Source organism: Halomonas sp. MES3-P3E, from assembly GCF_002836035.1.
GTDB classification, from domain to species: domain Bacteria; phylum Pseudomonadota; class Gammaproteobacteria; order Pseudomonadales; family Halomonadaceae; genus Vreelandella; species Vreelandella arctica.
In genome coordinates this window covers 147,758-171,856 of sequence record NZ_PJBT01000193.1, presented here as the reverse complement: position 1 = coordinate 171,856, position 24,099 = coordinate 147,758, and the positions used below count along the sequence as shown (strand labels likewise).

21 protein-coding genes and 1 pseudogene are annotated in these 24,099 nt (G+C 54.1%); 14 read left to right on the top strand and 8 right to left on the bottom strand.

What is annotated here, in order from left to right:
• Positions 1-65 precede the first annotated feature (65 nt).
• Positions 66-929, top strand: a complete 864-nt coding sequence (locus CXF87_RS21475; protein WP_101148173.1) for a glycine betaine ABC transporter substrate-binding protein — start codon at positions 66-68, stop codon at positions 927-929.
• A gap of 159 nt (positions 930-1,088) precedes the next feature.
• Here CXF87_RS21475 and CXF87_RS21470 read toward each other — a convergent pair whose 3' ends face one another.
• From CXF87_RS21470 to CXF87_RS22210, 4 genes and pseudogenes are all read right to left on the bottom strand, one after another.
• Positions 1,089-1,829, bottom strand: coding sequence for a sulfite exporter TauE/SafE family protein (locus CXF87_RS21470; RefSeq protein ID WP_101148172.1), 741 nt, complete (start codon positions 1,827-1,829; stop codon positions 1,089-1,091).
• A gap of 10 nt (positions 1,830-1,839) precedes the next feature.
• Positions 1,840-2,532, bottom strand: a complete 693-nt coding sequence (locus CXF87_RS21465; RefSeq protein WP_198556165.1) for a transglycosylase SLT domain-containing protein — start codon at positions 2,530-2,532, stop codon at positions 1,840-1,842.
• A 113-nt stretch (positions 2,533-2,645) separates the two neighbouring features.
• Positions 2,646-3,743, bottom strand: coding sequence for an aminotransferase-like domain-containing protein (locus CXF87_RS21460; RefSeq protein WP_232774990.1), 1,098 nt, complete (start codon positions 3,741-3,743; stop codon positions 2,646-2,648).
• 84 nt (positions 3,744-3,827) lie between these two features.
• Positions 3,828-4,064 (bottom strand): annotated as a pseudogene (locus CXF87_RS22210) (GntR family transcriptional regulator); the annotation flags it as partial.
• Between the two features lie 144 nt (positions 4,065-4,208).
• On the opposite strand from CXF87_RS22210, the gene CXF87_RS21455 reads away from it, so the two are divergent.
• Together CXF87_RS21455 and gabT are read left to right on the top strand one after the other, a co-directional pair.
• Positions 4,209-5,660: an NAD-dependent succinate-semialdehyde dehydrogenase gene (locus tag CXF87_RS21455; RefSeq protein WP_101148170.1), complete on the top strand. Its 1,452-nt coding sequence runs from the start codon at positions 4,209-4,211 to the stop codon at positions 5,658-5,660.
• An 11-nt stretch (positions 5,661-5,671) separates the two neighbouring features.
• Complete coding sequence (gene gabT, locus CXF87_RS21450) at positions 5,672-6,943, top strand: 4-aminobutyrate--2-oxoglutarate transaminase (RefSeq protein WP_101148169.1); 1,272 nt, start codon at positions 5,672-5,674, stop codon at positions 6,941-6,943.
• Between the two features lie 240 nt (positions 6,944-7,183).
• Here the strand turns inward: gabT and CXF87_RS21445 are convergent, their stop codons facing one another.
• Complete coding sequence (locus CXF87_RS21445; RefSeq protein WP_101148168.1) at positions 7,184-7,933, bottom strand: cache domain-containing protein; 750 nt, start codon at positions 7,931-7,933, stop codon at positions 7,184-7,186.
• Positions 7,934-8,051: 118 nt separating this feature from the next.
• A complete protein-coding gene (locus CXF87_RS21440; RefSeq protein WP_101148167.1) occupies positions 8,052-8,804 on the bottom strand; it encodes a FadR/GntR family transcriptional regulator in 753 nt (250 codons plus the stop codon).
• A gap of 255 nt (positions 8,805-9,059) precedes the next feature.
• Between CXF87_RS21440 and CXF87_RS21435 the strand changes: the two genes are divergently transcribed.
• The 7 genes from CXF87_RS21435 to CXF87_RS21405 all read left to right on the top strand — a co-directional run bounded on the left by CXF87_RS21435 (position 9,060) and on the right by CXF87_RS21405 (position 16,911).
• On the top strand, positions 9,060-10,484 hold the full coding sequence (locus CXF87_RS21435) for a gamma-aminobutyraldehyde dehydrogenase (RefSeq protein WP_101148166.1): 1,425 nt from the start codon (positions 9,060-9,062) through the stop codon (positions 10,482-10,484).
• A gap of 232 nt (positions 10,485-10,716) precedes the next feature.
• Entirely contained in the window at positions 10,717-11,322 is a 606-nt protein-coding gene (locus tag CXF87_RS21430; protein ID WP_101148165.1) for a dimethylamine monooxygenase subunit DmmA family protein, read from the top strand.
• Positions 11,319-12,287, top strand: a complete 969-nt coding sequence (locus tag CXF87_RS21425; RefSeq protein ID WP_101148164.1) for a PDR/VanB family oxidoreductase — start codon at positions 11,319-11,321, stop codon at positions 12,285-12,287. Before CXF87_RS21430 ends, CXF87_RS21425 begins: the two co-directional genes overlap by 4 nt.
• 129 nt (positions 12,288-12,416) lie before the next feature.
• A complete protein-coding gene (locus CXF87_RS21420; protein WP_269801121.1) occupies positions 12,417-13,349 on the top strand; it encodes a heme-dependent oxidative N-demethylase family protein in 933 nt (310 codons plus the stop codon).
• A 73-nt stretch (positions 13,350-13,422) separates the two neighbouring features.
• Positions 13,423-14,628 carry an MFS transporter gene (locus CXF87_RS21415; RefSeq protein ID WP_101148162.1) on the top strand — a complete coding sequence of 402 codons (1,206 nt, stop codon included), beginning with the start codon at positions 13,423-13,425 and terminating at the stop codon, positions 14,626-14,628.
• Positions 14,629-15,296: 668 nt separating this feature from the next.
• Positions 15,297-15,956, top strand: a complete 660-nt coding sequence (locus CXF87_RS21410; RefSeq protein WP_101148161.1) for a DUF4145 domain-containing protein — start codon at positions 15,297-15,299, stop codon at positions 15,954-15,956.
• A gap of 94 nt (positions 15,957-16,050) precedes the next feature.
• Complete coding sequence (locus CXF87_RS21405) at positions 16,051-16,911, top strand: restriction endonuclease (RefSeq protein ID WP_198556164.1); 861 nt, start codon at positions 16,051-16,053, stop codon at positions 16,909-16,911.
• 133 nt (positions 16,912-17,044) lie between these two features.
• Here the strand turns inward: CXF87_RS21405 and CXF87_RS21400 are convergent, their stop codons facing one another.
• Positions 17,045-18,625 carry a cryptochrome/deoxyribodipyrimidine photo-lyase family protein gene (locus tag CXF87_RS21400; RefSeq protein ID WP_101148160.1) on the bottom strand — a complete coding sequence of 527 codons (1,581 nt, stop codon included), beginning with the start codon at positions 18,623-18,625 and terminating at the stop codon, positions 17,045-17,047.
• Between the two features lie 130 nt (positions 18,626-18,755).
• Between CXF87_RS21400 and CXF87_RS21395 the strand changes: the two genes are divergently transcribed.
• Positions 18,756-19,058, top strand: a complete 303-nt coding sequence (locus CXF87_RS21395; protein WP_008959304.1) for an antibiotic biosynthesis monooxygenase family protein — start codon at positions 18,756-18,758, stop codon at positions 19,056-19,058.
• A gap of 61 nt (positions 19,059-19,119) precedes the next feature.
• Here the strand turns inward: CXF87_RS21395 and CXF87_RS21390 are convergent, their stop codons facing one another.
• On the bottom strand, positions 19,120-20,046 hold the full coding sequence (locus CXF87_RS21390) for a 1,4-dihydroxy-2-naphthoate polyprenyltransferase (RefSeq protein ID WP_008959305.1): 927 nt from the start codon (positions 20,044-20,046) through the stop codon (positions 19,120-19,122).
• A 232-nt stretch (positions 20,047-20,278) separates the two neighbouring features.
• On the opposite strand from CXF87_RS21390, the gene CXF87_RS21385 reads away from it, so the two are divergent.
• From CXF87_RS21385 to menH, 3 genes are read left to right on the top strand one after another with little or no spacing between them, the layout of a single operon-like run.
• Complete coding sequence (locus CXF87_RS21385) at positions 20,279-21,604, top strand: isochorismate synthase (protein WP_101148159.1); 1,326 nt, start codon at positions 20,279-20,281, stop codon at positions 21,602-21,604.
• Positions 21,605-21,609: 5 nt separating this feature from the next.
• On the top strand, positions 21,610-23,346 hold the full coding sequence (menD, locus tag CXF87_RS21380; RefSeq protein ID WP_232774988.1) for a 2-succinyl-5-enolpyruvyl-6-hydroxy-3-cyclohexene-1-carboxylic-acid synthase: 1,737 nt from the start codon (positions 21,610-21,612) through the stop codon (positions 23,344-23,346).
• Positions 23,336-24,094 carry a 2-succinyl-6-hydroxy-2,4-cyclohexadiene-1-carboxylate synthase gene (gene menH, locus CXF87_RS21375; protein WP_101148157.1) on the top strand — a complete coding sequence of 253 codons (759 nt, stop codon included), beginning with the start codon at positions 23,336-23,338 and terminating at the stop codon, positions 24,092-24,094. Before menD ends, menH begins: the two co-directional genes overlap by 11 nt.
• The last annotated feature ends 5 nt before the right edge of the window (positions 24,095-24,099 follow it).

The window sequence follows — 24,099 nt, the reverse complement described above, 5'->3', positions numbered from 1 at the left end:
CATGATATAGTTAAAATCCATAACATAAAATTATTAAATATATTAATAAACTAAAGGAAAACGTTATGAAAATTGCTTTTTATCCCTGCGCGGCGGCGGTGCTTTTCACTTTGTCAGCTACCGCCCAGGTACACGCTGAGGAGAAAACGTTGGTCATCGGCACCAACAACTGGGCAGAGAACATTGCCGTCGCCAACCTCTGGAAGCTGGTTCTCGACGATAAAGGTTATGACATTGAGCTTTCCGATGTCGGCAAGAGCGCACTCTACGCTGGGATGGCGAGCAATGATATTGACCTATCCCTGGAGATCTGGCTGCCCAATACCGATAAGGAGTATCTGGCGCCCTATAAGGATACGCTTGAGGTTCACGATGCGTGGTATGACAAGACTGCATTGGGGCTTGTGGTGCCGAGCTATGTCGATATCGACTCTATTCCTGAATTAGTCGAACGTGCTGATGAGTTTGAATACCAGGGCAGCCCAACGATTCTGGGTATCGATTCCGGCTCGGCGATCGCTGCTTTGTCCGACGAGGCCGTCGAGGCCTATGAGCTGCCAATCAGTCAGATGAATAGTTCCGAACCAGCGATGATGTCCGCGCTCGATAGCGCCTATCAGAACGAGCAGCCGATTTTGGTGACGCTGTGGAGCCCGCACTGGGCATTTGCCAACTATGACCTCAAGTATCTGGAAGACCCTGAGAATATCTATGGCGACGGCGACACTATTTACTGGTTCTCACGCGAGGGGTTCTCCGAGGATGATCCGTGGCTCACCGCGGTACTCGATGCCTGGCATATGAGTGACGATAGCTTGAGCGAGCTGATGGCCGAGATCGAGTCCCAGGGCGACCCGGTAACCGGTGCGCAGACTTGGCTCGACGAAAACCGCGATCAGGTCGATGAATGGCTGGCAGCCGGTGAGTAGTCATCTTCGCGATGACAAGCGCTTCGGTGAGACCGGAGCGCCTGCTTTTGCACTTTCCCTATTGCCACAAGTCGATTGTGGCTACTGCCCACGCGGCACCCGACAGCGGGTTCATGCATCAATTTATTAAACCGTATGCTCAAATCACAATAATTAAAATTAATGGCTTAGCAAAAATATCCCCTGCAGAAAGTAGAAAACCCCAATGCCGGTCACGATCCAACGGGTCCAGGTGCGGAAGTTGGCATCGGTGAGACGGTGTAAAATGCGGTTCCCCGCTTGAGTGCCGAGCATGGCAAACGGTGCCGCTAGCAATACGATGCCCCATTCGCCAGCGCTAAGCGCCATGGCGGCACCCAGGTAGAAGAGTATTTTAATACTGTGCGCCACGACCTGAATCATCGCTTTGGTGGCCACTACTTGGCGGCGATCCATACGTGAGCGCACAAAGAAGATATCAATCAACGGCCCGGAAACCCCCGCCGCTATCGTCAATCCTCCAGATGCGATACCACAGCACAGGGCGTGGCTAGCACGGTTAGCATCCAGGTGAAACCAGCGCTTCGGCATCCACACCAATATGGGCATCAAGCCAATCAAAATTGATACGCTGGCGGCATTAGGGCTGTAGTTGAATAGCAGCAGTAGACTTGCGGCGCTCAGTACACCCAGCGTCATAAAAGCGACGATGCGCCAGACAATATAATGCCGTGAAAGCCATGCTCGTGACCCATTCGCCGTTAGCTGTATCACACCGTGCACCGCCATTGCAGTGCCCGCTGGGAAAATCAGCAGTAGAAACCATAGCAGTACCAAGCCGCCTGCCATACCAAATACACCCGACAGCATGGAGGTGAAAAACACCACGCTAACCAGGGCCGCTCCAATCCATAGTGACATCGTCTATCCCTTAACTACGGCAAAACGGCCAGACCTGATAAAACTTGCGGCACTGAAATTCTGCCTCGCAAGCGTTGAGCTGGGCTTGGTAACGGTTGGCGCGCGCCGCCACTTGCCTACCCGCACTCAATACCTGAGGTTTGCCGCGGTAAGTGCCGCGCTGATAGCCGCCAGCGCCTTCGTGATAAGCGTAATAGAGGTGCTCGGGATTACTGAGTGATATCCCCGCCTGTTGCTGTGAACGGCGGTTATACCAGCCAATAAAATCCGTGGCGTGTTTCATATGGGTACGCCGCGAGAAGAGGCTGCCTGCTTGATCTTCATACTCTTCCCATACAGGGTCCTGTGCCTGCGCATAGCCTTTAGCAGAGGAAGGACGCGGGCCTGGGATAAAGCCTAAGTAGTATTTTCGATCAGGACGAATATGGCTGCGAAACGAGGATTCCTGCTGGATGAACGACATTTGTGTGGCTATGGGCGTCCCCCATTTCTCCTCGGACTCCTGAGCGTAGTCGTACCAACTGGGCTGCTCGCGGAATATCTCGCAGATATTGCTTTGATCCTGGGGTGGGTTGGGGGCAAAAGTGGCGCAGCCAGAGAGCAGTAACACGAACGCCAGCGACGCCCATAGACGTAGCCTAGCGAGAGCCACTGAAGAGCTTGAGGTAAAACAGCCTATAAAATTATCAACAGGGGAACGCATAAAAGTCCTTGTGAATATGTTTGTGGATAAGCGTTATAAAGCTTGTGGGTAAGGTGTTGAGAAGAGCTACCAGCAAATCAAATGAGCCATTACTCATGTGCTATCAATAGCGCCTAGCGCAGCAGCGCTTCCAGGCTGCGACGCAGGCGCTGCGCTTCACGGACCAACGTTTCCCCTGACAGCATTCCGACGCCCATCACTAAGCCAACTCGCGGATCTGTTGGTGCACAAACAGGGCTTAATGGCCGCACGATCAAATGCTCTTTCAGTAGTGATTGAGCGATCCCTACATCGTTAATGCCCGGTTCAAATTCGACGCACAGACTGATGGCGCTACTGGGTGGCGAAACGCTGCGTACCTGCGGCAGCGAGCGTAGTTGATCATGCAGCACCTGCTGGCGCCCTAAATAGTCGCGCTGAATGCGTCGGCACCAAGCGTCTAAATCGCCATCGAAAATAAACTGTGCCAGTACGGCCTGATCCAGCATGCGCCCTTCGCGGAAAAGCTCGCTGCGTAGGCGGTTCATCGGCCCCGCTAAATGGTGCGGTACTACTAAATAGCCCAACCGCAAACCTGGAAACATCATCTTGGAAAACGAGCCGACCAGCAAGTGGCGCTCTGAGTGTGGGTCGAAGAGCAGGTTAGGGTGGTCGTCGCGGGTGAACTCGTAATCGTCTTCGATAATATAAGTAGGCGCTAAGGTGTCGCATAAGCGTTGTTTGTCGGCAGCACGGGTAGGCACGCTGAGTGGATAGTGGTGCGAGCCTGTGAGGTAGGCCAGCTTTACTGGGTCAGGGGCAGGCGGCAGCGCATGCCCTTGGCCTGGCTGCCAAGCCAGCATCTGAATCTCTAAACCCGCAGCGGTAAACACGTTGCGCGCTCCCCAGTAGCAGGGCGATTCCATAGCAACGCTGTCGCCAACATCGGCCAGCGCCACGGCGCATAGCTCAATGCCGTTATGGGTGCCGTCAGTAATGATGATCTGCTCCGTGTCGCAATTGATATTGCGCCAGCGCGCCAAAAAATCGCGTATCGCGCGCTTCAACGGGCCGTAGCCACCGGTGGAGTAAGAAAGCAGCAGGGCATTCTGCGGCACCGTTACGCTGGCGTAGAGCTGCCGCCATTTACGCATTGGAAACTGGGCGATATCGGGAATGCCGGGGACGAAGGCCCCGCTTTGGACAGTACTCGCACCCGGCCAACGCAACACTCGTTGTGCACGTTTTGATAGCTGCGCACTTCTGGGTTTTGAGACAGCAGGGGCCGACACTTTGCAGCTCCAAGTACCACTGCCATGAGAAGTCTTAAGCAGACCCTCTTTAAGCAGCGTCGCAACGGCTAGTGACAGTGTATACCGAGCAACGCCTAACGCTGACGCTAGTTGCCGGTGAGAAGGTAGGCGAGTCTGGTTAGGCCACTCCTGGGTAACTGCTTGTCTCAGCGCTTGCTCTATTCGCACTTGTTTACTTAAGCGTTCAGGTTGCTGTGCATAGTGTTTTACAAGTTGTTGTAAAGCTGACTGGCCATCCATCCTTATCCTCACCGTCACGATGTTCACCAATTTTCCAGTAAAACAGAAAAGTGGTCTGGTTGAACGCAAAAGTGGTGTGTTCGCCTGCAACCACATTACTGCTAGCGTGCACGCAGTGTTGTGTTGTTAATCTAGGAGAAGACCATGAGCTTTATCGAACAGTGGTTGCACGACGCGGTTCCCGCCCTGGTGGGTAGCGAGTGGCGTACAGGCCACCAAACCTTTGCGGTGGATAACCCCGCTACCGGTGAGACCATTGCCCGCGTAGCCGATATGGGCGCCGACGATACCCGCGATGCGGTGGCCGCCGCCTACAACGCTGGCGCTGGCTGGCGTGCCACGCCGGTGAAGCAGCGCTCAGCACTGCTGCGTCGCTGGTTTGAGCTGATCAATGAGCACGCCGACGACCTGGCCCGCCTGATGACCCTGGAGCAGGGCAAACCGTTGGCGGAAGCCAAAGGCGAAGTGACCTACGGCGCGTCGTTTATTGAGTTCTTCGCTGAAGAAGCCAAGCGCATGGCGGGGGAAACCCTGCCCAGCCACGGCGCCGACAAGCGCCTGCTGGTACTGCGCGAGCCGGTGGGTGTGGTCGCGGCGATTACCCCCTGGAACTTCCCGCTGGCGATGATCACCCGCAAGTGCGCCCCGGCCCTGGCCGCTGGCTGCACCGTGGTGATCAAACCTGCTGAAGCCACGCCGCTCACCGCGCTGGCCGCTGCCTATCTGGCCCTGGAAGCGGGCCTACCCGCAGGCACCATTAACGTGGTCACCGCTTCCAAACCCGCCGCTGTGGGTGAAGTGCTCACCACTGACCCCCGAGTGCGCAAAGTTTCATTTACCGGCTCGACCCCGGTGGGCAAACACCTGCTCGCCCAGTGCGCCAGCACGGTGAAGAAAACCGCCATGGAGCTGGGTGGCAACGCGCCGTTTATCGTCTTTGACGACGCCGATGTAGATGCCGCTGTTAATGGCGCCATCGCCTCCAAATTCCGCAACGCTGGGCAAACCTGTGTCTGCACCAACCGTTTCCTGGTGCAGGACGGCATTTACGATGCGTTCGTCGAGAAACTCACCGAGCGTGTGAACGCCCTGAAGGTGGGCGATGGCCTAGCAGATGGCAGCATTATAGGCCCGCTAATCAACCAAGCGGCAATCGATAAAGTGCAGCGCCACGTGGACGACGCCCAAGGCAAGGGCGCACGTCTTATGTGCGGCGGCAAACGCCACGCTGCCGGTGAGCGCTTCTACACGCCCACGGTGCTGGCCGACGTCACTACTGAGATGGCCGTGGCTGACGAAGAGACCTTCGGCCCAGTCGCACCAGTGTTCCGCTTCCACCGCGATGAAGAAGCCATCCAGATGGCTAACGATACGCCCTTTGGCTTGGCGGCCTACTTCTACGCCACGGATTATCGCCGCATTTGGCACACCATGGAAGCGCTTGAATACGGCATGGTCGGCGTCAACGAGGGGCTGATCTCCACCGAGCTCGCGCCGTTTGGCGGTGTGAAAGAGTCCGGGCTGGGCCGCGAAGGCTCACACCATGGCCTTGATGAGTTTACTGAACTGAAGTACGTCTGCGTTGGCGGCTTGTAAAGAGAATCATGATGACGAACCAAGAATTGAACGACCTGAAAATCCGCTACGTGGCCAACGGCGCCGCCACGCCGACGACCCAGTTTGCCGAGCGCGCTGAAAACGCTGAGCTATGGGACGCCGACGGCAACCGCTGGATCGATTTCGCCGGTGGGATTGGCGTGTTGAACCTGGGCCACCGCCATCCGAAAATCGTCGCCGCCGTTGAAGCGCAGCTCAATAAAGTCATGCACACCAGCGCCGCGGTGATCTCCTACGCGCCCTACGTGCAGCTGTGCCAAAAGCTCTGCGAACTAAGCCCCGTGCGCGGCCCTGAGCGTAAAGCAATGCTGGTCAACACCGGTGCAGAAGCGCTGGAAAACGCCGTGAAGATCGCCCATGCAGCGACTGGCCGCACCGGCATCATCACCTTCGATGGCGCCTTCCACGGCCGCACCATGATGACCCTGGCAATGACCGGCAAGGTGCTGCCCTACAAGAACGACTTCGGCCCCATGCCGGGCGACGTGTTCCGCGCACCGTTCCCCAACCCGCTGCACGGCATCAGCGAAGAAGCCTCGCTGAACGCCATTCGCACGCTGTTCAAGACCGATATTGCTCCGCACCGCACGGCGGCCATCGTGATTGAACCGGTACAGGGTGAAGGCGGTTTCTACATCGCCTCACCGGACTACCTGAAAGCGCTGCGCGCTCTGTGCGACGAGCACGGCATTCTGCTGATCGCCGACGAAGTGCAGTCTGGCTTTGCCCGTACCGGCAAGCTGTTTGCCCTCGAACATAGCGGTATTGAGGCGGACATCCTCACCACCGCCAAGAGCCTGGCCAACGGCATGCCGCTCTCTGCCGTGGTGGGTAGCGCCAAGGTAATGGACGCCTCCGGCCCCAACTCCCTAGGCGGCACCTACAGCGGCAACCCGCTCTCTTGTGCAGCGGCGCTGGCAGTGATTGAGGTGATTGAAGAGGAAAACATCCTCGCCCGCAGTGAGCAGATGGGCAAAATGCTGGCGGAGCGTTTCGCAGTTTGGGAAGAGCGTTTCCCTGCCGTAGCTCATGGTCGCCAGCTAGGTGCCATGGCAGCGTTCGAACTGCTCGATAGCGAAGGAAAACCCGATACAGCGCTCACCGGTGCGCTCTGTGCCAAAGCCCGCGAAAAAGGCCTTATCCTGCTTTCCTGTGGCTTCTACGGCAACAGCATCCGAATTCTGGTGCCATTAACCGTCTCTTCTGCGGTGTTGGAGGAAGGCTTGAACATTATTGAGCAGTCTTTGGAAGCGCTTAGCTAATACTCCTTTCTAAGCCTCATCTAACCCGCCATCGTCAGACAGCGAAAGCTGTTGGCGATGGGCGGGTTTTTAGGTTAATAAACATGGCTGATTGCTGTGGCTCTGACTCTAATATGGAATTTGTCTCCTGCTTCGGTTTCGACATAGTCAAGCGGAGGAGCTGCACAAAAGCCTCAGGGAAACGAAGATGAGCGAGCCACCGCTCAACCACTGTTCAATCCATTAGAGGTACTAAGTACGCTAAATGCTCTTGCGTAGCCCCGGCAAAGTTACCAGCGACCAGCCTGCCTCGTTCTCTGTCAAGGCCAGTCGATCTCCGCTCAAGGGCGTGCTGTTCAACAGATTTGAAGTGAGATCGCCGACCATCCAATTAGCAGTGTTGGACGCTATGATTCGGCCATCAGAGGATACCAGCATCGCCTCATGTTCCAGGCGCATTAGGCTGCGTACCAGTCGACGTTCAACACTATGTAGCGACAGATCCAGTCCAGCAACGCCGACGAAGCGACCCTGAATTAGAATTGGCATGGTGAAAGTCAGCACGTACATATTGGTGCCGTACAGGTCGATATAGGGCCCCTCCACTACACTTTTGCCAGTATTCCTTGGTCGGCAGTACCAAGGCATCTCAGTATAGTCATAGTAATTTTCCCGGCGCTGGTCGAAATTTGGGCGCAAGGGTAGAGTTTGGTCAGTATCAGCTAAGTACCACCACTCTAAATGCATTTCTCGGTCGGCTAAGCAGAACGGTTCCACAACAATACCACCGCCGCAACTGAACGTACCGGGGGCCAGCAGCTGTTGGTCGATTGCAGGACGCAGCGAGGCTAAGTCCTTAGCGGTAGGTTGACGGCCCGCGGCCTCTACGCGCTCCCAAAGCGCTTGGGTTTCCTCTGCTAATTGACGAACCTGGCTGAAAGTTGTTTGTAATGTTTTTTCGAGCTGCTGGGCACAGTTCGACACAGGATAGCTATCGCTTAAGGGAGACATGTCATTACCTCACACGGTTCAGCTTTCTTGTTATGATATGGAGTTAGTATGGCTTGGTTCTTCGAGTTTGTAGGCTCGTCTAATATTTATTAAGCAATAAGCGTGCCAAAGCTAACGGTTAGCCTTCATTGGCTTCAGCCATGAGCTCGAGACGCAAACTTAGAAGACGTTTTATACCACGGGTGACGTGGGCCTCAGCCAGAGCCCCGGCCAAGACTGAATCACCAGACGTCAGTGCTTGGAGTATGCCCCGATGCTCCTGTTCAATCTCCATTATATTTCCACCGCCGGCGGACTCCATCCAGAGCAATTCTCCAACCTCAGATTGCAGTCGCATCTCTGCATTGGTGAGACGTAGCGACTGAGCGGCGGCTGCTACCTCAATATGGAAGCGCGCATCAGCTCGGTGCCGGGCCAAACGTGAACTTGCCTGGCTAAGCGTTTCGATGTGCTGAGCGATGCGCTCATGCTGTTCGTGTGAACTGCGCTTAGCTGCGAGGCGCGCAGCGGTACCAGAGACTGCGGTCTGCTCATCGCCAAGATCACGCAGGTCGGGACCGCTCATTTCGCGCAGGCGCTGCAATAGTAATTCTTCGGGCATTTCGACCGGCGCACATACGAAACTGCCGCCGTTGCGACCTCGCCGAGTCTTGATCAGGCCGCGTTGCCGCAAGGTAATCAATGCTTCTCGAAGCGTAACGGTGGCGACACCCAGCTGCTGGGCCAGCTCCGATTCACTAGGGAGCTGCTGCCCTTCGGCAAATAAGCCGAGCTCAATGGCTTCAACAAGTCTTCGCGTCACCTCATCAGTCCGTCCTTCCTGGCGCAACCTGATAAACGCGGTATTGCGGGTAATATCCTGCGCGGTCATTTCCTCTTCCTATTGAAGCATTTCTAAGGCTTATCTAAGGCTTTGGTCAAAAAACCTAGTTTATTATCTTATAGGAAAACATTGGCTATCAATCCATCCATCTCATTGCCTTTTTCTATCTAAAATTTTCATTGACAGGACAGTTGTAAAATGTAAAAAAATTAAGATATAGTTTTAAATGATTTAGTTTTGCGGTCACTGGTGTGCTATCAACCACCAGCTGTCCTTCTGGCAATAATAACCTAGGAATGCATCATGCAAACCCAAATGCTGATTAACGGGCAGTTAGTAGAAGGGCTGGGCAGTCCGTACGCTGTGTACAATCCTTCAGAGGGTACAGTGTTGGTGAAAATCCCTGAGGCTAGCAAAGAGCAGGTTGACGCTGCTGTAATCGCAGCGGATCAAGCTTTCGAAAGCTGGTCGCAGACGCCACCCAAGGATCGCGCCCGATTGCTACTAACGTTAGCAGAACGTATAGAAGCTAAGGCGGAGAGCTTGGCGCGTTTAGAGTCCCAGAACTGCGGCAAACCTTTCCAAGCAACCCTTGACGATGAGATCCCAGCTATCGCCGATGTGTTCCGCTACTTCGCTGGTGCTAGTCGTTGCTTGACGGGCTCTGCTGGTGGTGAGTACCTGCCAGGGCACACCTCAATGATCCGTCGCGATCCGCTTGGAGTAGTCGCATCTATCGCGCCTTGGAATTACCCATTAATGATGCTCGCTTGGAAACTAGCCCCCGCCCTAGCTGCTGGTAACTGCGTAGTGCTCAAACCATCCGAGCAAACCCCGCTAACTGCTTTGGAACTGGCGCGGCTCATGGTCGACCTCTTTCCTGCCGGTGTAGTAAACATTCTTTCTGGATGCGGCCCTAGTGTAGGAGAGCCGCTAGTTAATCATCCCAAGGTGCGCATGGTCTCATTGACTGGCTCTATCGCTACCGGGTCAAAGATCATTGCCAGTACAGCCAGCAGCGTGAAGCGTACCCACATGGAGCTGGGTGGAAAAGCCCCTGTACTGATCTTCGATGACGCCGACATAGATGACGCCGTCGAAGGTATCCGTGCTTTCGGTTTCTACAATGCCGGCCAGGACTGCACTGCGGCTTGCCGCCTGTACGTTCAAGATGGCGTTTACGACGCTTTCGTCAGCAAGCTCGGTGAGGCAGTGGCCACTCTGCGCCATGGTCTGCAGGATGATCCCGAGACTGAATTGGGCCCACTGATTACCTTTGATCATCTACAGCGTGTAGAAGGCTTTGTCGAACGCGCTAAAGCCTTGCCTCACATCCGTGTAGTGACTGGCGGTAAGCGAGTCGAGGGAGCAGGCTTCTTTTTCGAGCCGACTGTGCTAGCTGATGCTCGCCAGGAAGATGAAATTGTACAGCGTGAAGTATTCGGACCCGTCGTCAGCATAACGCGCTTCAGCGATGAAGCGCAGGCCTTGGCCTACGCCAACGACTCGGATTACGGTTTAGCCTCTTCAATATGGACCAAGGATATTGGCCGTGCCAACCGTTTGGCCTCGAGGCTGCAGTACGGCTGTACGTGGGTCAACACTCACTTCATGTTAGTGAGTGAAATGCCGCACGGCGGTATGAAGCAGTCCGGCTTTGGCAAAGACATGTCGATGTACGGATTGGAAGATTACACCTGCGTACGTCATGTGATGTTTAAGCACTGAAATGGTGCGTCTGGCACCAATTAGGTGCGAACCTTACTCTTTTATGTTCACTTACTTAATCAAATAAAAGTCTCCGGCTTGTTAAAAACGCATTAAAGTGGTCATAAAATAAAACATATAAACTCATATGTAATATGTCACGAATTATGCTTTTTATCTTGCAGCAGTTTGAGAACCGAACTTCATTGTTGCCGCAACACTTATGCGGTAACGGCTTAAGAGGTATATCACGATGCTTATTACCGGTATCAAAAGCCGTCCGGTCTATGACCGTCTGAGCCCAATGTCCAGTGGTACGAGCCACCTGATCGCAGGTCAAGGCAGCGGTGGTGAGGCAATGCTGCGACTGTACGCAGAAATGTCGCCCACACAACGCCAACAAAGCACCTTTTTCTACTCTACGGAGACATTCTCGGGTCATAGCCATTTGCAAGCACTGCAAGAGACAGAAACTAACGGCCTTGAAGTTTTCGCCAGCAACCAAGCGTTGATGGAAGCCCTGGCGCAGAAACTGAATGAGGCTCATATGGGCACCCGACTCTACTTAAGCGGTTCGGAGAGCTTCATAGGCACTGCTATGCAAGCGGCCAATGCCGTCGACCTGACCCCCGATGAAGTTTTGCGTGAGCACAGCGGTACTCTTGTGCGAAGAGTTTGGTGCGTCCACTGCGATACCTATACCGAAAACGTGACTTATCGGGTGTTCACTTGCCCCGGCTGTCAGTTTGATCTTGTGGTACGCGATCACTATTCACGAAGGCTAGCCGCTTTCCAAGGCGTTAAGGCTGACGGTGAAGTCCCGGGCGAACTACCAGATTCAGAGGAGCTTGATACATGAATAATCAAAACGGCACTATAAGTGTCCGCGTTACCCGCATTGAGTGTCTCACGCCTGAGATTAAGCGCTTTACCCTTATCGATCCTGACGATAAGCATTTGCCAGCCTTTTCCGGCGGTAGCCATGTGGTCGTGGTTCTCCAGGATGGTGACAAGACTTATCGCAACGCTTACTCATTAATGAATTCACCCTACGATTCCAGTGCCTATCAAATCGCCGTGCGCCGGGCACCTGAAAGCCGAGGTGGCTCTCAGTGGCTGCACGACAAAGTTTGTGAAGGCGACTTGTTGGAAATCATGCACCCGGCAAACCTATTCCCGCTGGCCAAGCATGCTCGACATCACCTATTCATTGCGGGTGGCGTTGGGATTACCCCGGTGTATTCGCAGTTGGAAGAGCTGCAACTTAAGCAGGCTTCCTTTGAACTGCATTTGGCTGTAAGAGGCCCGGAGCACTCAGCTCTTGGCCTGGAGCTGCAGGCTCGATATGGCAAGCGTGTCCATCTTTATATTCAGGGGCAGGATGGGCCCATGGATATACATGACCTCCTTGCCGAGCGCCCGCTGGGTAGTCACGTCTATGTATGCGGCCCAGATGGCATGATAGAGCAAACCATTGAAAGGGCTCATGACTTGGGCTGGACTAACAGCCACATCCACTTCGAACGCTTCGTCGAGCAAGGGTCTACTGGACAACCCTTCAGCGTCACCCTCGCGCGACAGGGGGTGACCATCGAAGTGCCTTCCGAACAATCACTGCTCGAGGCTGCAGAACAGGCCGGCTACAAATTGCCTTACCTGTGCCGTGGTGGTGCCTGTGGTTATTGCGAAGCCAATGTGCTGGAAATCGAAGGCGAACTGGATCACCGCGACGACTGGCTCAGCGAGGAAGACAAACTCAGCAAGCGTAAGTTTATGCCTTGCGTATCTCGGGCTAATTGTAGCCGTCTGGTCGTAGACCTCTAACAGGAGAAAAACAAGATGACTGTATTCAAGCCGATCGAGACCTATGCCGATCAAGCCTCGAACCATACTTACAAGAATAGCCGCGAGGCGGTTCTGCGCTTGCCCTTTCCATATCCAGAAGATCAGTATATGTACTCGATGAACGTCGAGCCCCATGTCCCTTCCGGCACTGGTGCACTCCGAGCTCAATTCGACATTGACGAACATTACATCTCGGAATGCCACCACCGTGCACAGACACTTGATGCTCAGCCGGGCGTCCACTACTCAGCTCTGCCACACATGATGGAGGCTCAGTGGGATTTGCTTGAGCTATTAATGGAATCGTATTCGCGCGATTTCCCGGAGCATTTCACTCTGGAGAAGAGCGGTAGCCAATGGCACTGGATCAATCGTCCTCTGAATATTGATGATACTTTCACCTTCGGGGACACAAGTACCCTGCCTATGGATCCTATGGAATACATCACCCGCCAAGCTCAAGGCGAGTTCATTCTCCTTGAAGAGCGTGACGAAACTTTAGTCATGGGGGCTGGCATGGCCACGCAGCGAGCGGATTATTCACTGCGTTTCAATTTAGGCATGAGCTTCATGGAGTTTCACGGGCCAGTCCCCAAGCTACATGAAATGGGCATTCTGGAAAGGGCATTGAAGTTTCTGCTTCGACTGCGCTCAGACCACCCGGTTCGTCGCACTAACTGGTCTGTCACCGTTAATCCTCGCCTTGAAACGTCAGCCGAAACCCTTCCGGATTGGGCGCCTGAGCGCACCGAGGTGACAGCGGAAAATGCAGGTAAGCTAGTAAACCTACGTATCGAGCTGCAGCCATTGCATCGCTTGCCGCGCAGCAATGCGGTGTTGTTCCCAGTGCGTACGTACCTAGTCAGCCTTGAGGAACTGGCCGAATACGCTCCGCAATGGGCCAAGCGTATGCACCGTGTAATCCGTGATTTGGACCAGGAATTGGTTGATTACAAAGGTTTTACCCGCTACCGGGACGCCATGGTCTCCTGGTTGTCCCAATACGATGATGGCACGCCGGTCGACGAGAGTCAGCAATAACACAGAAGTATCAAATGCGTAACAATTCTGGCGCGTTTTTCCCCATCGACGTGCTTAATCACAGGGAACACTTATGAAAACAATGCGCAACTTCTTACCCGAAAGCTGGAGTCTGGTTTTCTCAGCTGCCGGTGCAGCCTATGGTGTCGGTTTACTGGGTCTATGGGCCTTACCCTTTTTAATAAGCGCCATCATGCTTGACCTGCAGCTCAATGAAGCACAGGCAGGTTTGCTGATGTCAGCAGAGTTTGGATTCACTATGTTGGCTTCGCTGGTAATCGCTCCCTTTATGGGTCATGCACCTAGGCGTACCTTGACTATATTCGGAATCATATTGGCCATTTTTGCGAATATAGCGAGCGCCAACATCGAGAACATATATGTCTTGGCAGCAGTTCGCTGCTTTGCTGGCCTGGGTGCCGGTCTAGCACTGGCTTGCGGCAACGCATCCGTCTCTAGCGCTAAGAACCCGAACCGTGTTGCCGCACATATGAACATACTTTCAGTATTGCTGATGATAGTAGTGATGCTGGGGTACGCCAAGGTTATGGCTCAGTTTGGTCTATCTGGCCTGTATTACGCTATGGCCGCGACCATGGCTATTATGCTGTTAACCACACCAATGTTAGCCCAAAAAGCGCCGGTAGCCGAACGCCATTTATTGGCGAAAGGCACCAGTAAAGGCAAAAATAACATTCTGTTAAGTTTGCCTGCGGTCTGCATGATGCTGGCCATGTTTGTCTTTCAGGCACGTGACACCATGGGCTGGGCATTCGTCGAGCGCATAGGTACAACGGTTGGATACAGTGGTGAAGAGCTGGGCGTGCTGTTATCACTTCAAGCATTTGTCGGTTTACTCGGACCTATCATTGCAGCGATGATCGGCAAGCGCTTTGGTATGAGCATGCCAGTCATTCTGGCGATTCTACTTACTGGCGCTACTAGCCTTAGCTATGTGCTTGGTGAGTATTCTATGACTCTCTATACCGCAGGTGTGATGACTATCTGTCTCACCTACTTTTATGCACTTAGCTATCTGACTGGCCTGGCGGCAGAACTTGATCGTGAGGGGCGTGTGGCTGCTGCGGCAGGCAGTTTCCTTAGCCTGGGCTTGGCAGTAGGGCCAGCTATCTCAGGTGGCCTGATTTCCCTTGGTGGATTTAGTCTGGCAGCGTGGGGAATTGGTGTAACAGTAGTATTGACTCTATTGTTAGTAATCCCGCCGCTAGCCAGCGTCCGGCGTGAGCCTGCCCCCTCAGTATCAGTGGCGGCTCTATAGCATCGTCCCTAAGCCAAGGTGTAGTGCAGTGATTTGTTCCTTCACCTTGGCCCAGTCTTTGAAAAGATTTTAAGTAAGCTCCTAGCATAGCATTAGCGAAGAAACGTTTTTGGATGTCATTCGCACGCTATTCAAAACCAGTATCGCCCCGCGCATCTTACGGCGGCCATTGAGATTGAACCGGTGCAGGGTGAAGGCAGCTTCTAGGCAACAGCATCCGCATTCTGGTACCGCTAACGGTGTCGTCTGCGGTGTTGGAAGAGGGCCTGAGCATTATTGAGCAGTCTCTGGAAGCGCTTAGCTAATATCGTTTAAGCACTACGAAGCCCGCCCATCGTCAAACAGTGAAAGCTGTTGGCGTTGGGCGGGATTTTTATGGGCGTTGAAAGCCTAATGCTAAGATCGTAAGTCGCTCTCATTCCCTTGTGCTAAGCTGAGTTTGGTAGGTGATAGCTCAAAGCTTAGGCGTTGGGAAATGCAGTAAAAGTGCGGAATTTTGATATGCAGCCTGATGGAAAATAATAAATATAAAAAATCAAAGACTTGAGGGGGTTGTGGCAGGCTTCATTTTTCGGACAATCATGCTGGCGCGATCACCCAATCATAGAACACGCTTTTTAATACCTTTAGGATACCTTTAGGCTTCTTATATTATAGGGGTAGAAGTTTTGGATAAAAAGATTTCAAAAAGATTCATAGAGCTTGAGGCCCAAGCTGAAAAAGTGGCTGCTACTCATAAGACATCTCATTCTGAAATGTTTGGGCGTTCTGATAATGTCGATTCCGATGTGTTTCTGGAATGGAGGGTCAAAGTAAAAAATCTTATGGTCAAAGTTGGTGGCGAAAATTCCGAACACTATAAAGAGTTCTCAAAAGCAGAAGAAGATAGTTCATGGAGTGGTAGTTTAACCAAGTTTAAAGCGTTAAAGGCGGTGTTCTTGGCCACAAAAGAAGATTTTGATGGCGGTTATCTATCATCCTACAAAGCAATTGTACAAGCGGAAGTCTTTGATACCGAACTCGAACAAGCTTACGAACTATTAAAGAGCGGTTACTATGTCGCCGCTGCGGTTATTGGTGGTGTCGTTTTAGAGACGGCACTTCGAGAGCTCTGTGACCGAGAGGGTATTGCTCATGGGAAGATGGATAAAATGAATGCAGATCTAACCAAGGCAGGCACATATACCAAAATAGTTCAAAAGCATATAACAGCGTTTGCTGGAATTAGAAATAGCGCTGCTCATGGTAATACTGAAGAATTTAGTAAAAGCGATGTAGAGAAAATGTTGACTTCAATTGAACAGTTTATAGCTTCACACATAGACTGATCTTAAAAAAGCTATGCAATTGACGCCAAAATGCTTCTAGCGTTTCACTCACTACACTTTTTCCCGCAATTGATAGCGGCGTTAGGCACAATGAATGAGTAGTCTCAGTCTCATAGAAAAGCAGAAGTTAGAGCGTGAACTCGGCATGTCGAGTGGCTACGTGCTTGGTTTTTCAAATCGTACTTTCGATGATTTTTTCAGAGAAGTTGTCGGTGTTTCGATTTACGACTCTTCCTATGACCAAGAATCGGGCTCAAAAGCTCACAGAACACGTTCGTTTTGGCGGCTGGCACCGGATGAACAAGTCCTGCTGTTTTTGAACGGTCTGCTCGAAGGTTGGGAAATCTATTCAGATGAACCTATTCCAAATTCTGCCGAAAAACTTCTAAAGCAAATTATCCGAAGGCTGGGAGGAAATAGTGAACCTGTGGCTCAGCCAAATGCTGAAAAAGTGCGAGTCCAAATTGATGAAAATCTGAGCCAACGCATCTTCTCCCAACTGATTGAACTGGCTGATATAACGCCACAGAGTCGTGGATTCGCCTTCGAAAGGTTCCTTAAAGACCTGTTTGATGCATACGGACTTTCTGCACGCTCTTCGTTTCGTCTCATCGGCGAGCAAATAGATGGCAGCTTTGTATTAAATAAAGAAACTTACCTATTGGAAGCAAAGTGGCAAAATGCTCCGACTGGAGCCGCAGATCTACACACTTTTGAAGGTAAGTTAAGCCAGAAGGCGTCCTGGTCCCGAGGTTTATTTTTGAGTAATAGTGGCTTTTCCAGCGACGGACTTCAGGCTTTCGGTAAGGGGAAACGGATTGTGTGCATGGATGGTTTTGATTTGTCAGAAATGCTTAGACGAAGGCTGTCTGTGGTAGATGTTTTGGAGGCAAAAGTTCGGCGAGCGGCAGAAACAGGTAAACCTTTTATTCCTGTCCGTGAGCTGTTTATCTAAATGTGAGCAAGCCTAACTAGGCCAAGCACAGAAAGCTTTTCCGCTGCGGCTTCGCCTCCACTGCTGGCAGCGTCAAATATAATACGTCCGGCACCGAGTGGCCTCAACAGACGTATTATATGAAGCACAACCGCTATCCATCCCCCACCCTGCCATTGTCAAACAGCGAAAGCTGCTGACGATTGGCGGGTTTTGCTTTTTTAGCGCGCTCAGCGAGCGGTCGGCGCTGGCTGGCGAGTTTATCCACAATCGCTTGGCTGGCTTCTCTGGCATCTGGGGTGCGGCGAAGCTCATATAGCATCTTCTTCCAGTGGCGCGCCTCACACTCAAAGTCGTTGGGCAGCGGGTAGTGATCACCGGGCTGAAAGCCGAACCTTTTTTGCAGGCTTTCGGGTAGTGCCCACGGCTTGGCGCGCCACTCTAGCGGCAGGGCGGTTAATTCTGGCACCCAGCGGGCGACAAACTCACCGCTGGGGTCGTTATCCTCCGCCTGTTTGATGGGGTTATACACTCGCAGTGCATTGGTGCCGGTGGCGCCTGCTTGCATCTGCACCTGGGGGTAGTGAATGCCGGGCTCGAAGTCGGTAAATAGCCGCGCCAAGTGCAGGGCAGGTTCGTACCAGTGCAGTCCCAGGCCAAAGGTGGCGTGGGAGATCAGCATGGCGCGCATGCGAAAGTTGATCCAGCCAGTGGCGATCAAGCTGCGCATACAGGCATCTACCAGCGGCACGCCGGTTTGGCCTTGCTTCCAGGCAATCAGGTTGGGATGTTCCGGGTCGCGCTCCCGTAGACCGCGCAGCGCCGGGTGTAGCGTTTGATGCTCGATGCTGGGCTCACTTTCCAGCTTTTGAATAAAGTGGCAGTGCCAGTGAAGCCGGGAAGCGAAGGCGCGCAGCGAACGTGACCACGGTGTGTCTTCCTCATGCTTTTTCCGCTGGCGACGCAGCGACTGCACCACTTCGCGCATGGAGAGCGTGCCCCAGGCCAAGTGTGGGGAAAGCCGTGAGCCAAATTCCCAGGCCAGCAGCGGTTTGGAAAGCGAGCCGCGATAGCGCCGCCCGCGCTGGCTTATAAAGCTGCGCCATATTGCGCGGCCTTCGCTGCGGCCGCCGGGCTGGCGCTCGGGGCAGGGCGTGGTATCAAATCCTAGGGTCAGGCCGTGAAGCTGTTCGGCGTCAATGTGGTGAAAGGCTTGCCAACCCTCAGCCGCCTGGGCGTTTTGCGGGGCAGTGGCGGTGGGTGCCGTCATTAACGTTTCCCACTGTTTTTCCCAGGCGTTACGGTCGGCCACTCTGGAGGTTAAACCACGCACGACGCCGTGCTGGCGCGCTTCATGCCAGGGCGTGTCGTGCTGCTGGCACCACGCTTTGACGCTAAGGTCGCGGGCAAAGCTCCAGGCGTTGCCGGTCTCTTCGTGGGAGTGAAGCACCAGCTCGCCATAGTGCGTTTTGAGGGCGTTCAAACCATCAACGATATCGCCCTGCCAAATACACAGCGGCAGGCCGAGGGTTTCCAGGGCGCTTGATAGATCGATAAGCGAGTCAGCGGCAAACTGCCAGTGGCGCAGGGCGCTGTCTGGCGCCTGCCACTGGCCGGGCTCGATGGCGAAGAGTGGCAACACGGTGCCTGCCGCGGCGGCGTTAGCCAGCGGTAAATGGTCGTGAATGCGTAAGTCGCGTTTGAACCAAACGACCTGGAGGGGTGCCTTAGTCATTAACAAGACCGATACCTGGCGGTTGAGGGCTATTCGTCGCTATACCTGTTCGTCATCACACCAGGACGTTACCATCAAGCCAGCATTTGCGTAATCCATTCAGCAGCACCCTTCCAACAGGAGCGTCACCATGTATATCGCCATGAACCGTTTTCGGATTGCCCCAGGCCGTGAAGAGGACTTTTTAGAGGTGTGGCGCAACCGTGACTCTCACCTGGATGAAGTGCCGGGCTTCAAGCAATTCAAGATGCTGCAGGGTGAAAGTCAGGAAGACCACACCGTGTTTATCTCCCACAGCGTTTGGGAGTCGGAAACGGCCTTCCGCGACTGGACCAAGTCAGACGCGTTCCGCAAAGCGCATGCCAATGCTAAAGCGCCGGAAGGTATCTACCTTGGCCCGCCCAAGTTTGAAGGTTATGAAGTCGTGCTGTAAGGCTCAGATCGCTAACGTTAGTCGACTGGCAGCGGGGTGGTAGCCCCGCTGTTAGGGGGAACTAAAACAATACTAAGCCAATAGACAGCAGCACGCTGTAAAGCAGCGTCGAGATAGCGGTTTTCTTCAGCATGCCGGTTAGAATCTCGCCATCACGGGTATGGCTTAAGGTTTTGGCGGCATCAATTAGCGGCTTAGCCACCAGCAGGCAGCTCCATCCCACCCACGGCACCGGCAGAGCAACCAAATAGATTAGAGTGAGTGCCAGCGCCAATCCCAGCAGCGACCAGTGATACCTAATAGCGTTAGCGCGGCCCAGCCGCACTGCCAGGGTGATCTTGCCGTTACGCGCATCGCTTTCGATATCGCGCACGTTATTGACATTGAGTACGGCGGTTGCCAGCAACCCACACGCCGCCGCGGGTAGAAACGGTAGCCAACTTAGCTGCTGTACATGAAGGTAGTAAGTGCCTATTACCCCCAGTAGCCCGAAAAAAATAAAGACCGCAACGTCCCCCAGCCCCCGATAACCATAGGGCGTGCCACCTAGCCCAACGGTATAGGTCACTGCAGCCAATAAAGAGGCCGCCCCTAGCAGCACGAAGGTGAGAATCTCGCCCCACTGGTTGCCAAAGGCGGTCACCAGTAAGAGTAGCCCCAGCAGCGTGGCAGCAAGCGCGGTTATCACCATTCCCTTGCGCATTGCTTGGGGGCTCAGTAGGCCAGAGGAGACTGCACGCACAGGGCCGATACGCTGCTCGTCGTCAGCACCCGAGGCCGCATCACCATAGTCGTTAGCTAGATTTGAGAGCACTTGCAGCGCAATAGCCGTTAACAGGGCAAGCAGCAGCACGGCAGGATTAAAGGCCTGGGTTGTTGCCGCCAGTCCGCTGCCCAGCAGAATAGAAGCGCACGCCAGTGGTAAGGTGCGGGGGCGGGCTGCGAGTAGCCAAGCCTGGCGTTGACGCTGCTTAGCGAGTGGTTCCATTACGTCGATATCCTGTTAACTATTCGCGGGTAAAAAACGGGTAAAGCGCAGCAGTAAGAAACATGCAAGTATGTATGATTAATTGCTGAAAAGCAGATCTAAGTCAAAAAAAACTCATCGCTTTACGCCACACTGCGAATACTCCATACACCTTTAGTCTACGTGAGAATTGGCGGGTTATTTAGACAATACAAATATGAGGCGTTAGCAACGCTTACCTAAAAGGTTATTTATGTACCCCACCGGCCCTATTGAAGCACTTAAGCACCAGCTTGATACGCTTGGTGAAACCGCTAAAAAGGGGTTTGTTCGCCTTAATACCCCTTGCCAGGTAGATAGCTTGATAGGGTGGCTAAACGTGCAAAGCGTGTTACCTCACATTTACTGGAAATCACGTGATGCGGACGCCGTCGAGCATGTGACGCTGGGGGCTGTTAAAGCGTTTGATTCGCTGGTGGCGCTTCAGGCTGACCTAGCCGCGCTGGCAGGTATTGGCGGCGAGCAGCCGGATTACTTTGGTGGTATGGCCTTTGACCCTGATTCGCCTGGGTGGCAGCACTTTCCTGGCTGTCACTTTTTGCTGCCGCGTATAGAGCTTAGGCGACAGCAAGCTGGTGCGACGCTATCACTCAATCTGCGCTTTGATGATCGCTGCCCAGAGGCCGAGATAGTCCAGGCTCGTGTCTGCTTGGCTGCCCTGGAAGAGGAGCAGCCGCTGCCTTGCTTGCTGCCGCATGTTTATCAGCGTGAAGATCATCCTGCGCAGAAAGAGTGGGCGGCGTGTGTAGAGCGGGTCACTCATCCCGACCATCTGAGTCACACCCCCAAAGTAGTGCTCTCCCGGGAGACCTGCCTGACGACAACTGAAACGCCCAACCCCTGGGCGTTGCTGGCACGCTGGCAGGCCGGAGCCGCCGACTGTTTTCACTTTGGCGTTCAATTGACACCGCATGAGGCGTTTATCGGCTGCCCGCCGGAACGGCTCTACAAGCGTAAAGGCAGGCATTTAATGACTGAGGCGCTGGCGGGTACCACGCGCCGTGGGCGGAATGCCCAACAAGATCAAGCGCTTGCCGATGAACTGCTGGCCGATAAGAAAAATAGCCTGGAAAACCAGTGTGTCTATCAGCAGCTTTTGACCCAGCTTGAGCCACTTTCTGCTCAAGTCCAGATGAGCGAGGCGCATATTGTTAAGCTGTGCTCGGTGCAGCATATCCGCCGTCTGATTCACGCCGAGTTGCACCGAGACGTCACCGACCAGCAACTGCTTTCAGTGCTACCGCCTACCCCGGCGGTAGGTGGCGTTCCCCGTGAATCTGCGTTGGCATTTATTCGCCATCATGAGAGTCATCAACGCGGCTGGTACGCGGGCGTCTTCGGCAAAATCAGCCACGCCAGCAGCGAGCTAGCAGTAACCATTCGCTGCGCCCATATCGGCCCGGAAGCGATTCGACTCTATGCCGGTGCAGGCATTGTGGCAGGCTCCCAACCGGACGAGGAGTGGCGCGAACTGGATACGAAAATCGCTGGCATTATGTCGCTACTAGGGATGGGATAATGCATATGACAGCACCTGTATCTACCGGTTTTGCCATCCAACACGCCACCTTTAATCATGTGTGGGCTGCGCTGACGCTGGAAGAACTCTACCGCTTAGGTGTGCGCGATGTGGTGCTGGCACCGGGCTCGCGCTCATCGCCTTTAACAATGGCCGCCAGCGAACATGCCGGCCTACGCTGCCATTGCCACTTTGATGAGCGCGGGCTGGGGTTTATGGCGCTGGGTATTGCCCGGGGCAGTCAGCGCCCGGTCGTTATTATCACTACCTCAGGCACCGCTGTAGCCAACCTTTATCCGGCGGTAGTGGAAGCCAAACTGCTCGGCGTGCCGCTCATTGTGCTCTCTGCCGACCGCCCCATTGAACTGCTGGATAACGGCAGCAATCAGGCGATTGATCAGCGGGATATTTTCTCCCGCCACACTATTGTTCACCATGACTTGCCGCCGCCAGATGCTGAGATCAAAGCAGCGTTTCTACTCAGCACGCTTGACCAAGCTGTTGACCAGCAACGCCGTACGCCTGGGCCCATCCACATTAACTGCCGTTATCGCGAACCGCTTTATCCCGGCAGTTGCCTGGTGGATGCCAGTGACTATCTTGCCCCGCTGGGGGATTGGCTGACGACTTTAAAACCGTGGAGTTATTGGTCATCCAGTCCTGCGGTTCCAGCACTTAACAACGAGTGGAAAACGTTTGCCCAGCAGCGGGGCCTGATTGTTGTAGGCAGTGTTGATGATGCCCATCAGGCGCAGCATGCTATTGAGCTATCCAAGCAACTCGGCTGGCCGCTGCTGGCCGACATACAGAGCCAGGTTCGGTTTGACACTCACAACCTGATTCACTTTGATCTAGCGCTGCATGATGAGCGTTTCAGCGCTGAGCTCGCTAAAGCCGGGGTATTGCTGCAGTTTGGCGGCCGGTTAATCTCCAAGCGGTTAAGCCAATTTATTGCCCAGCAGCCCTGGCAGGATGTCTGGTTGGTTGATCCGCTACCCCAGCGGCTGGATCCTGACTACTGCGTTAAGCGCCGTTTGATATGCTCGCCTGCCGACTTTATCGCTGATTTGCCAACGCACTCCGAACAATCGCCTTGGCATCAGTTGGAGAGCCTTCAACGACATACCAGCCTGCTTGTGGAAGAGCGTTGTGCGGCATTCTCAGAACTGGGTGTTTGCCACCTTTTAGCACAGTTGGCAGTAGGGCAGCTGTTTATAGGCAACAGCCTGCCCGCGCGGCTAATGAATATGCTGGGTACGCATCGCCAAACGCCGCTGCGAGTATTGGCTAATCGTGGCGCGTCGGGTATCGATGGCCTGATCGCGACGGCCTATGGCTTCAGCTGCACATGCTCGGAACCCACGACTATCGTGCTGGGGGATACCAGTGCACTACATGATCTCAACAGTTTGGCGCTTTTAAAGCAGGCCTCCCAGCCCCTGGTGGTGATTATCCTCAATAACGATGGCGGCAGTATTTTCCATATGCTGCCGGTGCCTAAAGAGGGCGAATTGCTGGAGCGCTATTACCGCCAGCCCCATGGCTTGCGCTTCGAGCATGCGGCGAAGATGTTTGGGCTTAGCTACTTCGCGCCCAACTCATTGGATGACTTCTCGGCGGACTACACCCAGGCATTGCAGGCGGGCGTTACGTTGATCGAGGTGAACGTACCCCATCAGCAGGTAGCTGATGATCTCAAGGATCTGGGTGAAGAGATTCGAGGGGAGCCGCGTGAGCAGTAAACCGCAGACGCAGTCGCCCACCCTTATTATGCTGCATGGCCTGCTGGGCAACCGCCACGACTGGGCGGATGTGAGTGCTGGCTTGGATGGGGTAGATTGTCTGGCGCTGGACTTGCCAGGGCACGGCCAGAACCACCGGGTACGGGTAGCCTCGTTTGAGGCGTTTCATCACTGGCTTTGTGACACATTGATAGATCGAGGTGTTAGCCGTTACTGCCTGCTGGGCTACTCCCTGGGCGGGCGTTTGGCGCTTTACCACGCCAGCCGCCAGCCACCGGGGCTGGAAGCGCTCTGGCTGGAGAGCGCTCACCCAGGGCTGCCCGCCAGTGAGCGTTTTGCCCGAATTGCTCACGATGAACGCTGGGCAACACGCTTCGAGCAGGAGCCATTAGAGGATGTGCTTGCCGACTGGTATCAGCAGCCTGTATTCGCCGATCTTACCGAGGGCCAGCGCAGTCGGCAGATTCAGCGCCGTCTAGTGAACCGTGGGTCAGCCATCGCTAACATGCTGCGGTCAACTTCCTTGGGTCATCAGCCGTCACTATGGTCGTGGTTGGAAAATACCACGCTTCCAGTGAGCTACTTTTCGGGGCAGCGAGACATCAAGTTCCACACTCTGGCGTCTCATCTAGCAACGATGGCCCCGCGCCTGCGCCATATCACGCTGGAAGGGGGCCACAATCTTCATGCTGAGCAACCAAAGATGATCGCTCAGCCGCTCAATGCCTGGTATCGCACGCTAGGCTAATGTTT

Excerpts from the sequence above, each read along its gene's own strand:
- CXF87_RS21475 (WP_101148173.1), top strand. The coding sequence starts at position 66 with ATGAAAATTGCTTTTTATCCCTGCGCGGCGGCGGTGCTTTTCACTTTG.
- CXF87_RS21470 (WP_101148172.1), bottom strand. The coding sequence starts at position 1,829 with ATGTCACTATGGATTGGAGCGGCCCTGGTTAGCGTGGTGTTTTTCACC.
- CXF87_RS21465 (WP_198556165.1), bottom strand. The coding sequence starts at position 2,532 with ATGCGTTCCCCTGTTGATAATTTTATAGGCTGTTTTACCTCAAGCTCT.
- CXF87_RS21455 (WP_101148170.1), top strand. The coding sequence starts at position 4,209 with ATGAGCTTTATCGAACAGTGGTTGCACGACGCGGTTCCCGCCCTGGTG.
- gabT (WP_101148169.1), top strand. The coding sequence starts at position 5,672 with ATGACGAACCAAGAATTGAACGACCTGAAAATCCGCTACGTGGCCAAC.
- CXF87_RS21445 (WP_101148168.1), bottom strand. The coding sequence starts at position 7,933 with ATGTCTCCCTTAAGCGATAGCTATCCTGTGTCGAACTGTGCCCAGCAG.
- CXF87_RS21440 (WP_101148167.1), bottom strand. The coding sequence starts at position 8,804 with ATGACCGCGCAGGATATTACCCGCAATACCGCGTTTATCAGGTTGCGC.
- CXF87_RS21435 (WP_101148166.1), top strand. The coding sequence starts at position 9,060 with ATGCAAACCCAAATGCTGATTAACGGGCAGTTAGTAGAAGGGCTGGGC.
- CXF87_RS21430 (WP_101148165.1), top strand. The coding sequence starts at position 10,717 with ATGCTTATTACCGGTATCAAAAGCCGTCCGGTCTATGACCGTCTGAGC.
- CXF87_RS21425 (WP_101148164.1), top strand. The coding sequence starts at position 11,319 with ATGAATAATCAAAACGGCACTATAAGTGTCCGCGTTACCCGCATTGAG.
- CXF87_RS21420 (WP_269801121.1), top strand. The coding sequence starts at position 12,417 with ATGTACTCGATGAACGTCGAGCCCCATGTCCCTTCCGGCACTGGTGCA.
- CXF87_RS21415 (WP_101148162.1), top strand. The coding sequence starts at position 13,423 with ATGAAAACAATGCGCAACTTCTTACCCGAAAGCTGGAGTCTGGTTTTC.
- CXF87_RS21405 (WP_198556164.1), top strand. The coding sequence starts at position 16,051 with ATGAGTAGTCTCAGTCTCATAGAAAAGCAGAAGTTAGAGCGTGAACTC.
- CXF87_RS21400 (WP_101148160.1), bottom strand. The coding sequence starts at position 18,625 with ATGACTAAGGCACCCCTCCAGGTCGTTTGGTTCAAACGCGACTTACGC.
- CXF87_RS21395 (WP_008959304.1), top strand. The coding sequence starts at position 18,756 with ATGTATATCGCCATGAACCGTTTTCGGATTGCCCCAGGCCGTGAAGAG.
- CXF87_RS21390 (WP_008959305.1), bottom strand. The coding sequence starts at position 20,046 with ATGGAACCACTCGCTAAGCAGCGTCAACGCCAGGCTTGGCTACTCGCA.
- CXF87_RS21385 (WP_101148159.1), top strand. The coding sequence starts at position 20,279 with ATGTACCCCACCGGCCCTATTGAAGCACTTAAGCACCAGCTTGATACG.
- menD (WP_232774988.1), top strand. The coding sequence starts at position 21,610 with ATGACAGCACCTGTATCTACCGGTTTTGCCATCCAACACGCCACCTTT.